Below are 13200 nucleotides of genomic sequence, written 5' to 3'. Positions count from 1 at the left end.
AATCCCCGATTATTTAGGATTCCTTCTTTTTAGATGTTTAAAATCCTTCCTATGTGGAAAAGTTTCTTAACAATCGGATGGAAAAAGGGGTGTTTTCAATGGACTTAGTTCCTTTAATAATTCAGCGTGCCTATATGACATTCTTGTTTCCCTTCGCCTACCAAACAAAAGATCGGCAAAAGATTGGTAATATCCTTTTAGAAGAAGGGTTTTCTTTTTTTGAATTGAACAATATGACTCTTGAAAATGCCTTTTATGGAGACATAACAATCATACATGAAGAGCTTGCCCAGTTTTTTTATCCCTTTCTTGAAGACAAATTATTCCCAAACAAAATGGATAGCCCAGACTTTCTTCGTTTCTCAAAAGCATTTTATACACAAGGGGCCTTACACCATCAAGAAAATTGTATAAACTATGAGCTTATGAGCATCGATGTAACGCTATGCCCTTTCGGCAATGGCATCGTCACTGTACGAACAAGCATAGACAATCCTTATGACATTAGCGATATTTTAAATTTCATTAATTACTTTAGGGTGCTGGAGGCAAAATTGCGAGAGGAAAAGGGCGCAAGTCACCATTTCTCGTTCGGTCATTGTGATTCTACGAGTGAGCTATTATTTAACTATTTTATTCCCTTCCTAAAGCCTTTTTTACAGCACCGGCAAGATCATAGCTATGAAGGATTGCCCTTTTTTGAAGATGAACGAATGTTTTCCTCAGCCTATTTAATATGTGATGAACAAGCAGAACTTTTACCTGAGCATCTTTTTCGATTAGGGCAAGTAGATGGAAGAACACCTGATGGCAAACCCTTTATTTCAAGCACAAATTCTCAATATATTTCAAACTATGTAGAGGAACACGCCCATACACGCTGGGCACCCAATAGTTATATTATCTCTTCAGCACAGGCACAAATGACACTTACAAATAAGCCATTTAAACATTGTTCACATAGCATTCAGGAGTTTATGGGTACTCACTATTATAATTTGTTCATTCATTATTTTTATAAAATGATGCTCTTAAAACTATCCTACGAATACAGTGAAATAAAGTGGGGAAAAGATAAACAAATTGTCAATGAATTAATCGAACTAATCACAAAGTTCTCTGCACGTTATTATTTCGAAGAAGTCGTTGTTCGGACTGAAGGTCGGGAAATTTCTCAAATACTACGAAAGCATTTCCGTATTAATGAACATTATGTAGAAACAAAAGCGACATTGAACAGTTTATATCGAACACAAGAAGATCAGTCTGATAATCGAAGTAATAATTTACTATTTATTTTAACTGTATTTACGGTTATATCCGGTATATACGGAATGAATTTAGTCATTGAAGAATGGAAGGACAGTAGTGATTTAGATAGTGTTTGGAGCTATACGCTGTTCGAATGGGTTGCCTTTATTACCGCCATGAGCGGGATTGGCCTATCCATTGTACTCGTTTGCTTCAATGCCTTTAAAACACTACAAAACATCGTTCGTCGTTCTAAAAGAAAAATGTAAATAAAAAAATCTGTCTCCATTGGAGGCAGATTCTTTTTAATTAGACATTTTGTTGGTTGTTTGTACTTTTCTTTTCTGCTAGTATACGTGCTTCAATTTCTTTTGATTTAATTTCCTGTTTCTTAGAAATTTTACGGAAAAGCGTAAACACGACTACACACAAAATAAGCATGATTAAAAATTCAAATGCTGCTGGAATATATCCTGATTTATCTTCAGGGAAATATAAAAATTGATACATTAAGTTTTCCATGCTCTACACGTCCTTATAATTATTATTCAAAGACTGTAATTGACTCAATTTTCACATCTTCTAATGGTTTATCACGGGGATCTTTTTCTACATCCGCAATTTTATCCACAATATCCATTCCTTCTACAACATGACCGAATACAGTATGTTTATGGTCTAACCAAGGTGTACCGCCATTTTTTGCATAAGCTTCAATAATTTCCTCTGGGAAGCCTGCTCCTTGTAATTGACGAAGCATATCGCTTGGAAGATGTTTCATTTGAACGATAAAGAATTGAGAACCATTTGTGTTTGGACCAGCATTAGCCATTGATAGCGCACCGCGTAGGTTAAACAATTTATCTGAGAATTCATCTTCAAAAGAATCTCCCCAAATCGATTCACCGCCCATACCTGTTCCAGTTGGGTCCCCACCTTGAATCATAAAGTCTTGAATAACTCGGTGGAAAATGATGCCGTTATAATAACCTGATTTAGCATGACCCAAAAAGTTTTCAACAGTTTTTGGTGCAAACTCTGGGAACAATTTAATTTTAACTGCCCCTAATGTTGTGTTCATTTCTACAAGCACTTCGCCTGCTTGTACGTCTGTTGTTAATTGTGGAAACATGGAAGTCTCTCCTTTAATGATAATTTTCAGTTTCAATGAAAAAGATGACAATTCATCCTTCTTGACCTCATTTTAGTCTAACATACTTCCGATTGGTTTTCTTCATCAAAGTATTGACGATTTATGCACTTTTAACTTCCTCTCTCAAAACAAAGGAAATAGGTCTGACCGAGTATTTGGAATCAATCCAAAATATGTTATTCTGTTGAAGGATTCATAGAAAGAGTGGAGGCACACATGAAAAAGGCTTTTGGTTTTTTTATTATACTTCTTTCCTTACCTGTTCTATGGTGGATTAGCACAAACATACGAACAGAAATCAATACCGCACAAGCACATGAGGAACAAATTACACAGGCTATTCATTTACCGGAAGTACAACCTCAGCTTCCTGTAACACTTAAGGACCAAAATGGGCAAACATTTAGTGAGGAATATGTCGAATGGCGGCAGCCACTAACATTACAAGAAATTCCACAAATTGCCCAGGAAATATTCATTGCAAGTGAGGATGCCGACTTTTACGAACACATCGGCTTTGATTTAAGTGCTATTATGCGTGCAGTAGTCGCCAATTCAAATACGAGTACTAGCTCACAGGGTGGCAGTACGATTACACAGCAGCTTGTTCGAATGCGTTATTTATCTGATGAAAAAACATATGAACGAAAATTAACCGAACTTTTTTATGCTTATGAATTAGAAAAAGAATTCGATAAAGAAGCAATTTTAACGATGTATCTTAACGAGTCCTATTTTAGCAATCAAGTTTACGGAATTGGTGGAGCAGCCACTTATTATTTTCAAAAGCCACTCCAGCAATTATCAATAGCTGAAATTGCTTTTATTGCAGCAATTCCTAACAACCCGTCACTTTATAACCCTTTAAAAAACTTTGATCAAACTAAAGCACGTCAAGAACGTTTATTAGATACACTTGCCGTGAAAGGTAGCATTACTAAGGAAGATGCGACGACTTATAAGGCAGAACCTATTACATTGCATATTAAGGATAAAATACAAAGCTATCCTATGTATGGCACTTACGTTCTTCAAGAATTAAAATGGTTAGTTGCAGAAAAAGAAGGCTATGCGGATCGGCTTAACAATACAGACAATGAGGAAGAAAAGAAAAAAATTAAGACACAATTAGACAATCGACTTGATACATTATTTCAAAATGGACTCATAATTAACACTGCATTGGATCCCCAAAAACAGCAGCATGATGAGCAACAAATGACCGCTACTTTGGGTGCCGGTTCATTGCAAGCAGCAGGTGCTGTTATTCACAACCAATCCAGAGAGATCGTTAGCTTATACGCAGGGAAAAACTATGAAAAGTTTGATTATCATCGCGCATTTCAAGGAACACGTCAGCCAGGTTCCGCCTTTAAGCCACTGGCCGTTTATGCTCCTTTCTTTGAAACAACCACACATACACCGGATTCAATTGTAAATGGTGGTAGTTATTGTGTCGGATCCTTCTGCCCTCAAAACTATGGGGGATACAAGTATGGGGATGTGTCGCTACGCACTGCGTTTCGACATAGCTATAATACATCGGCACTGCGACTCTTCCAGACAGTTGGCGTTGATACAGCATTTCAATATTTAGATCGCTTCCATTTCCGCTCCATTGTAGAAAAGGACCATAATTATGCCGCTTCCTTGGGCGGGCTTACTTATGGTGTAACAGCATTAGAACTAGCAGATGCCTATACAAGCTTTATTGATGGATCTTATGTTCTAGCCCATAGCATTCGTAAAGTTACAGCTTTAGATGGAACAGAGCTCTATAGTTGGGATACACAGCGTGATCAAATTTGGTCTCCTAAAACAGTAAAATACATGCGTGAGCTACTTGCCGATGTTGTGATGAACGGTACGGGACAGGGAGTCTACAGTAATAGCAGCTATGTTGGTGCCAAAACAGGGACAACAAATGACTATCGAGACTATTGGCTTGCCGGACTTAATGATACCTATACAGCTGCCGTATGGATTGGATATGATAAGCCTCAATCCATGCAAAAATTAGAAGAATACAAAATTCATCATCAATTATTTAATGTTTTACTTGAGTAAGATAAGTGGTTTGGATGTAATGATCACAAAAGGGAGCAGAAAGAGATTTTCTGCTCCCTTCAGACTGTAGACAAACTCGAAAAATTGGAGAGTTTGCCTACAATCCTTTTTTCTTTTTCCTTTTCCATTCGAATAAAAGAAAGCCTTTGATTTCCACTACGGATGGGGTCCCCGCTTCCTACGCTTTCGCACAGAAAACATCTGCTCACTCCAGAATCTCGCCTTTCCCCTATTCCCCTCAGAAGTCACGGCCCTTCATTCCCACCAACTTCTACATAAAAGCACTTCATTGCACCCATTAATGTAAAGCTTGGACGTGACAGGAAAAATAAGAAGTTACCTACGCTCGAACAACATGTAGTCATTCACCAAATAGTCACTTGAACATAAGAAAAACCATCGAGATTGAGCCTCTCGATAGTTTTTGCCTACAGTATGCATTTATTGGGCAAATGGTAGACTTGCTAAAATACCATTATATAGTTTCAATACAACATACACAATGAATGTTAATAGAATTGTCCACATAAAAAGTTCAAAGATTAATAGACCGATTGTGCCGCCCATTGACATAAAATGACTCATTTTGTAAATAAGATAAATGAAATATGTAAAAACAGTGAGGACAAAAATTCCTATTAACACATAAATGAATTGGATTGCAAATGCTGAACACATAGCACCAATAAACAAAATGATATAGCCGCCTCGCGCTTGGCTAACAGTTGCACCATCGTTGTCTTTTGAAAAAAAGAGCATTCCTAACTCATGAATGGTTTCTCCTACTAGTTTGAGTGCTGAAAATAGCATAAAAAAAACAACAGCAAACACTATGAGTAAGAATACACGTAATTCAACATCAGATAAAAACTCTCGCATTCCTGAATATACACCGATCGCTCGAAAAATCTGTAAAGATTCTCCAACTGCATACATACCAAATGTCAAACTAAACAATAAAATTGTAATTAATGGTAAATAACCGTAGATATATGGATTCTTCATAAAAATTTTTTTCCTCTATTTTTCTTGATAACTTCCTATTTATAATATAACGAAAATTCTTCCACTACCGCAAGCTAAATCCCAATAGTACGTATGCATTCCCAATTAAAGTACGTTATAATTGATTTACTTACCTGCATAAAGGAGGGTTTTTTTGTTACAAGTACTTTATATTTTCATTCCAATGCTTGCTGCAATCTTCGTACCATTTTTATATAAAAGCATAAAAAATATTCATACTGGCTGGTTTGTTCTCGCTGTTCCAGCTACGCTCGTAGTTATTTATGCATCCTATATTGCACAAGTGGCTAAAGGTGGAGTATTTACCGCTAAACTTCCTTGGATTCCATCGCTTGATATTTCCTTCGTCTCCTATTTGGATGGCCTTAGCTTATTATTCTCGCTATTAATTACTGGAATCGGATCTTTAGTTGTCCTCTACTCCATTTTTTATTTAGATAAACATAAAGAAAAATTACATAATTTTTATGTTTACTTACTGTTATTTATGTCTGCAATGCTTGGAGTAGTACAGTCAGATCATTTAATTACACTGTATTTCTTTTGGGAATTAACGTCCATTTCCTCATTCCTGCTCATTGGTTATTGGTATAACCGTGATGCATCACGCCTTGGCGCACTGAAATCAATGATGATAACAGTCGGCGGCGGCTTAATGATGCTAGGCGGATTTGTACTTCTCTATTTAATGGGAGGAACTTATTCCATTCGAGAGCTAATTATTATGGCACCGAATTTAGTTGATCAACCTTTATTTACATGGTCGCTTGTTTTATTACTTCTAGGAGCATTTACAAAATCTGCACAATTCCCATTCTACATTTGGCTACCAGATGCAATGGAAGCACCTACACCAGTCAGTGCATACCTACATTCTGCCACGATGGTCAAAGCAGGTATTTATTTAGTAGCACGCTTTACCCCAATATTTGCAGCCTCTGAGCTCTGGGTATGGCTTGTAACAGGTATAGGTATTTTAACTTTATTCTGGGGTTCCTTCTTTGCAGTCAAGCAAACGGACTTAAAAGGAATTCTAGCCTTCTCGACAGTTAGTCAACTTGGACTTATTATGTCACTACTTGGGGCAAGCGCAGTGGCGTTTCATGCGAATGAATCAGTAGATACTATTAAATTCGCGGCATTTGCTGCTATCTTCCATCTCATTAATCACGCAACATTTAAAGGTAGCCTATTCATGATTGCTGGGATTATCGATCATGAAACAGGATCGCGTGATATTCGAAAATTGGGTGGGTTAATGAGTATTATGCCTATCAGTTTTACAGTTGCGGCGATAGGAAGCTTATCAATGGCTGGTCTTCCACCATTTAATGGCTTCTTAAGTAAAGAAATGTTTTTAACAGCCATGCTCTCCCTTCAAAAGTTTGAGCTCTTTGGCTTTGATACATGGGGAGTGCTCTTCCCAATCATCGCTTGGATTGCTAGTATTTTTACATTTATTTATAGCTTTTATTTTGTTTTCCGAACATTTAATGGCAACTACAAACCAGAGCAATTACCTCATAAACCACATGAGGCACCTATTGGAATGCTAGTTTCTCCAATGCTTTTAGCGGGATTAGTTGTGTTCATATTTTTTATCCCGAATTTTATTGGCGATACATTTGTCAAACCGGCTGTTCTATCGATTCAGCCATTTCTATACGAAACACCACAAGATATTGACATACATGTAGCAGCATGGCATGGGGTCAACCCTGAACTTCTGATGACGATAGGAATTATCATTATTGGAGTACTACTATTTGTTTCACTACCAAAATGGCAAGGAATGTATCAGCGATTCCCAAAGGCTTTCACTTTGAATAATGCCTATGACAAAATTATGCAGGGATTAGATGTTGGCTTAAATCGCCTCTCTCGACTCTATATGACGGGCTCAATGCGTCATTATTTACTCTACATGTTTAGTGGTATTGCTGTTATCGTCATTGGTTCGCTTTTTGTGAAAAATGCCTTTAGTCTTTCATTCCAAGGGACCGCTCCGATAAGACCATATGAAATTATTTTAGTCGTGGTTTTATTAATTGGAACAGCTATCACCATACTAGCTAAATCGCGGTTAACGGCCATTATAGGTCTTGGCTCTGTTGGATATACGGTAGCATTATTCTTTGTTATTTTTAATGCGCCAGATTTAGCCTTAACACAGCTTGTTATTGAGACTATATCTGTCGCCCTCTTTTTATTGGCATTCTACCATTTGCCAAAGCTTGGTAAACGAGAAGAGCGTATGAGATTTCAATTAAATCGAGCTGTTATATCCATTGCAGTAGGTGTCATGGTAACACTTGTCGCACTATCTGCTCATTCGCAAAAACTCATTCCTACTATTTCTAAGTACTATGAGGAAACCGTTTACTCTTTAGCGGGCGGAGGAAATATTGTCAACGTAATTTTAGTAGATTATCGTGGCTTTGATACATTGTTTGAAATTACAGTACTCGCTATTGCTGGAATGGCTATCTTTGCAATGATTAAATTGCGTATGAATAGAAAGGAGAAAACACATGAAAACAAATGATGTGATAATACAATTTACGGCTAAAATTGTATTCTTCATTATTTTCTTCTTCTCCATTCATATTTTTTTAGCAGGTCATTACACGCCGGGTGGTGGCTTTGTTGGAGGGCTTTTAACCTCCAGTGCCATCGTGCTATTAGTATTAGCGTTTGATATCCGTACTGTACGCCATATTTTACCTATTAATTACACGTATTTAACGGCTATTGGTTTATTATTAGCCCTTGCTACTGCGGCATTCCCTATGTTTGTGGGCGAACCTTTTTTTACTCATTTCTTTGATTATTTCGATTTACCGCTTCTAGGCAAACAGTCTTTACACACGGCTATGCTTTTTGATAGCGGTGTCTATCTGGTTGTTGTCGGTGTTACGATGACCATTATTCAAACGATTGGAGAGGATGAATAATGGAAATAATTATGGCCTTTGTCATTGGCTTCCTCTTTATGGCAGCTGTCTATTTAATTTTATCAAAAAGTTTATTACGTATTATTATTGGTACAGGACTTTTAAGTCATGGTGCTCATCTACTTATATTAACGATGGGTGGTCTTGGTGGTGAGGCTCCACCCGTGTTAAACGAAGGAGCCAAAACTTTTGCAGATCCATTACCTCAGGCACTTATCTTAACTGCTATTGTCATTAGCTTTGGTGTCACAGCGTTTTTCCTAGTGCTGGCATATCGTTCCTATCAGGAGCTGCAAACTGATGATATTAGCTTAATGAGAGGAAGTGATGAGGATGAATAACTTCCTACTACTGCCTATCATCATTCCATTTTTCTTCGGTATGATTTTAATGTTTGGGCAAAAAAACTTAATGTATCAACGAACATTTTCATTACTTGGAATCGGGATTTCCTTGATCACTGCCATTTCACTTCTAATGAAAGTGAAACATGATGGTATCCAAAAGGTCACTTTCGGAGATTGGCCAGTTCCTTACGGGATTACAATGGTTTCTGATATGGTATCCGCATTGCTCGTGACAACGACATTGTTAATTGCCTTTTTTGTTGTTTGGTATGGCTTTGGTTCTATTACGAAGGAACGTGAACGATTCTTTTATTACCCTGGAATCATGTTTATTTTAACTGGGGTTAATGGGGCCTTTACTACAGGTGATATTTTTAACTTATTCGTTTTCTTCGAAGTATTATTAATGGCTTCTTATTTACTGATCGTCCTCGGTGGCGAGAAAGGGCAACTGAAAGGATCGATTAAATATATTCTAATTAATGTTATTTCGTCTGCCCTATTTGTCATTACTGTAGCCTTTTTATATTCGGTTGTAGGAACATTGAATATGGCTGATATTGCCGTTAAAATAGCTGAAATCAATCAACCAGGTATCATTACCGTTATAGCTGTACTCTTTTTAATGGTATTTGGATTAAAAGCAGCCATTTTCCCATTGTATTTTTGGCTTCCTACTTCGTATGCAGCGGCTCCTATACCTGTACTAACATTATTCGGTGCACTGCTCACAAAGGTAGGTGTCTATGCGATTACACGTACCTATACATTATTCTTTGTACACGATTTATCCTATACTCATGATCTATTGATGGTACTTGCCATTGCTACAATTGTGGCTGGATGCATCGGGGCACTCGCTTACTTTGATGTCAAACTTATTATTATCTACAATATTGTCATCGCCGTAGGGGTTATTTTATTTGGTGTCTCACAAATGAATGAAGCTTCCTTAAAGGGAGCAATGTTTTATTTAGTACACGATATGCTCATAAAGGCAGCACTCTTTATGTTAATCGGTATGATCATCTACATTACAGGTACATCTGATTTGCGTAAAATGGGTGGTCTGATGAAAAAATACCCGGCACTTGGTTGGTGTTATTTAATTGCAGCATTTGGCTTAGCCGGAATTCCACCGCTTAGCGGATTTGTTGGCAAACTATTGATTGTACAAGGTGGCTTTGAAGCGGGTAATATGTGGAGTAGTATTTTCATATTAGCGTCCTCACTGCTCGTACTACTATCCGTAATTCGTATCTTCATCTACGCCTTTTGGGGCGAGGAAAAAGAAACGAAGGGCATCGTTGACAAATCTATCTACAAAATGCTGTTTATGCCTTCAGCCCTTTTAGTACTTATTTCTGTCGCATATGGTGTTGGTTCCGAATGGATGACGCCATTTATGGACGATGCAGCAAAACTTTTAAATGATCCATCTATCTATATAGATGCTGTGATGAAGGGGGATTAACGCTGTGGCATTTCAAATGATTTTAAACTTTGTACTTGCCTTCGTATGGATGTTCCTATCCTCTAATTACACAGCAACCGGCTTTATTATTGGGTTCATAATGGGCATCATTTTACTCATAATAATGCGAAGATTTTTTAAATCTCGTCTTTATGTCTACCGCCTATGGGCCCTTATAAAATTAACTTTGCTGTTCTTTAAAGAGTTAGTATTAGCGAATGTGCAAGTCCTGAAGGTAGTATTAAAGCCTAAATTGGACATGCAGCCTGCCTTTTTTGCTTATCCTACTGTATTAACGGAGGATTGGGAAATTACATTATTATCCAGTCTTATCACTTTAACGCCAGGAACTGTAGTCGTACATGTATCGGATGATGCTAAAACACTATATGTACATGCTATTGATATTAGTGATGTGGATGAGGCTGTTGCTTCCATTCGAGATTCATTTGAGAAAGCGATTTTGGAGGTGAGTAAATCATGACAACATTTATTATAACGGTTATTGTAGTGATTTGCTTATCGATGATTGCGGTCATTTATCGAATGATCAAAGGACCTTCTGCATCTGACCGTGTAGTCGCTTTAGATTCACTGGGTGTCTCTCTTATTTCCTTAATTGGACTATTTTCGATTTTAGTGGAAACAAGCTTCTTCCTTGAGATTATTTTATTGCTAGCGATTTTATCATTTATCGGTACAGTTGCTTTCTCTAAATTCATAGAGAAAGGAGATATCATTAAACGTGACAATTCTCGCTAATAGTTTAGTTATCTTTTTCATTTCTGTTGGAGTACTTTTTATTGTCGTCACAGCTATTGGGCTTATCCGCCTACCTGATTTATATACACGAGCACATGCTGCCTCAAAAAGTGCTACACTTGGTGTCATGTGTGTTCTAATTGGTGTATTCTTTCATTTTTGGCTAATCGAAGATCATTTTAATCCACGTATATTACTAGGAATACTATTCCTCTTCATCACTGGCCCTGTTGGAGGACATATTATGACTCGCTCCTCTTATATTGCTGGTGTCAAGCCTTGGAAAGGGACAGTACGTGATGAATTAGGTCCGGAAATTGACAGAATGAAAAAAGAACAAGACGCACAATAAGACATATAAAAAATCTGCTCAATCGTTCTGAACGAGCAGATTTTTTTATTGGTTTATTATATATATCCTTTGGAAGTTAAAATACTAGTCAACTGTTTCACACATTCTTCTATCGTATGATGTTCAGAATCTAAAATAATTTCAGGGTTTTCTGGTTCCTCATAAGGGGCGCTAACACCAGTGAAATTAGCAATTTCTGCTTTTCTCGCTTTTTTATATAGACCCTTGGGATCCCGTTTTTCACATATTTCTATTGAACACTTTACAAAAACCTCGATAAATTCACCATCTTCAACAAGCGCACGGACCACTTGACGATCTTCCCGATAAGGAGAAATAAATGCCGTTAATACAATTTGACCACTTTCTATAAAAAGCTTCGAAACTTCCCCTATACGACGAATATTTTCTTTTCGTCCTGCCTCATCAAAACCTAAATCCTTGTTTAGACCGTGACGGACATTATCGCCATCCAACACAAAGGCTTGATTGCCCCTTTCATATAAATGGCGGGCAAACGCATTGGCTATAGATGATTTTCCAGAAGCAGACAAGCCCGTAAACCATAAAATAAAGCTTTGATGTTTATTTTGGGATCGACGCTCCTCTTTTGTAACGGAGGCTTGATGCCAAACAATATTCGAACTCATTTGACTACCTCCTTTTGCATGCCTTTTATTAATACATCTACTACCTCTTTACGGCTAAATGTACTTGGTGGTACTTCCCCATTACGTAGCATCTCTCGTACTTTTGTTCCTGATAAAATAATATGGGCAGAGCTATCGTGTGGACAAGTTTTTGTAGTAGCCATTCCTTCACATTGCTGACAATAAAAACTATGCTCGAACTTTAATGGAACAATCCCTAATTCATCTTCCGTAAACTGTTCAAAGATTTTTTGTGCATCGTACGTGCCATAGTAATCCCCTACACCTGCATGATCTCGACCGACGATAAAATGTGTACAGCCATAATTTTTCCTTACAAGTGCATGGAAAATGGCCTCCCTTGGTCCTGCGTAACGCATAGCAGCCGGAAACACTCCTAATTGCACACGATTTTCAGGATAGTATTTTTTTAATAGAATCTCATAGCTCTCCATACGGATAGCCGCAGACACATCATCCGACTTTGTTTCTCCAACAAGAGGGTTTAAAAATAAACCATCAATCGTTTCAAGTGCTGCCTTTTGGATATATTCATGCGCTCGATGCACCGGGTTACGCGTTTGAAAGCCAACAATGGTTTGCCAACCCTTTGAAGCAAATAGTTGACGGGTTTCCACCGGATCAAATGAATACGTAGGAAACTTTTGTGCCAGACGTTTGATTAAAGTAATTTTTCCTCCGACATATATGGCAGGACGTTCATGTAGCTTGTGGACGCCAGGATGTGCGAGATCCTCAGTACCATATACAAGTAATGCCTCTGTTCGCTTATTCGGCTCAAAAATATCAGCCACCTGAATAACGCCATAAGTTTCACCTTGGTAGACTAATTTTACCTCTTCGCCAGGCTGTAATGTTGCTGCCTTCTCTTTCGTCACAGGGAGGGTAATTGGAATACTCCATACTATACCTGATGCTAATCGACTTTTTTCCACTACTGATTCATAATCTACTTGTGTTAAAAAGCCTTCGATAGGGCTGTAGCCACCTATAGCAATTAACTCTAAATCACTCAAAGAAATGGCATCCAGCTCAATCTCCTTATGAATAGATGTGATTTCCTTTTCGGGATGAAAAGCTTGCACAAGAAACCCTCCATGTGGTTGTAAACTCATATAATCTCCTCCTAATTCTAGTTAAATA

Annotated in this window: 14 protein-coding genes; 9 read left to right on the top strand and 5 right to left on the bottom strand. The window is 37.7% G+C overall.

Going from position 1 to position 13200, the window contains the following annotated elements:
* The first annotated feature begins 98 nt into the window (after positions 1-98).
* Complete coding sequence (locus tag PI85_RS14495) at positions 99-1520, top strand: hypothetical protein (protein ID WP_036119869.1); 1422 nt, start codon at positions 99-101, stop codon at positions 1518-1520.
* A 40-nt stretch (positions 1521-1560) separates the two neighbouring features.
* Here the strand turns inward: PI85_RS14495 and PI85_RS14490 are convergent, their stop codons facing one another.
* The gene (locus PI85_RS14490) at positions 1561-1773 is read right to left on the bottom strand and encodes a hypothetical protein (protein WP_008178137.1); all 213 of its coding nucleotides are present in this window, start codon (positions 1771-1773) and stop codon (positions 1561-1563) included.
* 22 nt (positions 1774-1795) lie between these two features.
* Positions 1796-2383 carry a peptidylprolyl isomerase gene (locus tag PI85_RS14485; protein WP_036119874.1) on the bottom strand — a complete coding sequence of 196 codons (588 nt, stop codon included), beginning with the start codon at positions 2381-2383 and terminating at the stop codon, positions 1796-1798.
* Between the two features lie 237 nt (positions 2384-2620).
* Between PI85_RS14485 and PI85_RS14480 the strand changes: the two genes are divergently transcribed.
* The gene (locus tag PI85_RS14480) at positions 2621-4471 is read left to right on the top strand and encodes a transglycosylase domain-containing protein (RefSeq protein ID WP_036119877.1); all 1851 of its coding nucleotides are present in this window, start codon (positions 2621-2623) and stop codon (positions 4469-4471) included.
* Between the two features lie 441 nt (positions 4472-4912).
* On the opposite strand, the gene PI85_RS14475 is transcribed toward PI85_RS14480, so the two are convergent.
* Positions 4913-5476 carry a DUF5366 family protein gene (locus PI85_RS14475; RefSeq protein ID WP_008178131.1) on the bottom strand — a complete coding sequence of 188 codons (564 nt, stop codon included), beginning with the start codon at positions 5474-5476 and terminating at the stop codon, positions 4913-4915.
* Positions 5477-5630: 154 nt separating this feature from the next.
* Here PI85_RS14475 and PI85_RS14470 point away from each other — a divergent pair, with 154 nt between their 5' ends.
* Genes PI85_RS14470 through mnhG form a run of 7 tightly spaced genes read left to right on the top strand, consistent with a single transcriptional unit; the run spans position 5631 to position 11386 of the window.
* Positions 5631-8042, top strand: a complete 2412-nt coding sequence (locus PI85_RS14470) for a Na+/H+ antiporter subunit A (protein ID WP_082011580.1) — start codon at positions 5631-5633, stop codon at positions 8040-8042.
* Positions 8029-8451 (top strand): Na(+)/H(+) antiporter subunit B, encoded by a 423-nt coding sequence (locus PI85_RS14465; RefSeq protein ID WP_008178127.1) that lies wholly within the window; start codon positions 8029-8031, stop codon positions 8449-8451. The genes PI85_RS14470 and PI85_RS14465 overlap by 14 nt, the downstream gene beginning before the upstream one ends.
* Entirely contained in the window at positions 8451-8792 is a 342-nt protein-coding gene (locus PI85_RS14460; RefSeq protein WP_008178124.1) for a Na(+)/H(+) antiporter subunit C, read from the top strand. The genes PI85_RS14465 and PI85_RS14460 overlap by 1 nt, the downstream gene beginning before the upstream one ends.
* Positions 8785-10272, top strand: coding sequence for a Na+/H+ antiporter subunit D (locus PI85_RS14455; protein WP_036119880.1), 1488 nt, complete (start codon positions 8785-8787; stop codon positions 10270-10272). Before PI85_RS14460 ends, PI85_RS14455 begins: the two co-directional genes overlap by 8 nt.
* 4 nt (positions 10273-10276) lie before the next feature.
* Positions 10277-10756, top strand: a complete 480-nt coding sequence (locus tag PI85_RS14450) for a Na+/H+ antiporter subunit E (protein WP_036119884.1) — start codon at positions 10277-10279, stop codon at positions 10754-10756.
* On the top strand, positions 10753-11034 hold the full coding sequence (locus PI85_RS14445) for a Na(+)/H(+) antiporter subunit F1 (RefSeq protein WP_008178119.1): 282 nt from the start codon (positions 10753-10755) through the stop codon (positions 11032-11034). Before PI85_RS14450 ends, PI85_RS14445 begins: the two co-directional genes overlap by 4 nt.
* On the top strand, positions 11018-11386 hold the full coding sequence (gene mnhG / locus PI85_RS14440) for a monovalent cation/H(+) antiporter subunit G (RefSeq protein ID WP_036119889.1): 369 nt from the start codon (positions 11018-11020) through the stop codon (positions 11384-11386). Before PI85_RS14445 ends, mnhG begins: the two co-directional genes overlap by 17 nt.
* A 56-nt stretch (positions 11387-11442) precedes the next feature.
* Here mnhG and cysC read toward each other — a convergent pair whose 3' ends face one another.
* The gene (gene cysC, locus PI85_RS14435; RefSeq protein WP_036119892.1) at positions 11443-12036 is read right to left on the bottom strand and encodes an adenylyl-sulfate kinase; all 594 of its coding nucleotides are present in this window, start codon (positions 12034-12036) and stop codon (positions 11443-11445) included.
* Positions 12033-13172 (bottom strand): sulfate adenylyltransferase, encoded by a 1140-nt coding sequence (gene sat / locus PI85_RS14430; protein WP_036119894.1) that lies wholly within the window; start codon positions 13170-13172, stop codon positions 12033-12035. The genes cysC and sat overlap by 4 nt, the downstream gene beginning before the upstream one ends.
* Positions 13173-13200 lie beyond the last annotated feature (28 nt).

The sequence above is a fragment of the Lysinibacillus sp. A1 genome, from assembly GCF_000801965.1.
GTDB classification, from domain to species: Bacteria; Bacillota; Bacilli; order Bacillales_A; family Planococcaceae; genus Lysinibacillus; species Lysinibacillus fusiformis.
Note: the sequence above shows the minus strand (reverse complement) of the source record. Positions and strands in the feature narration are given on the sequence as shown.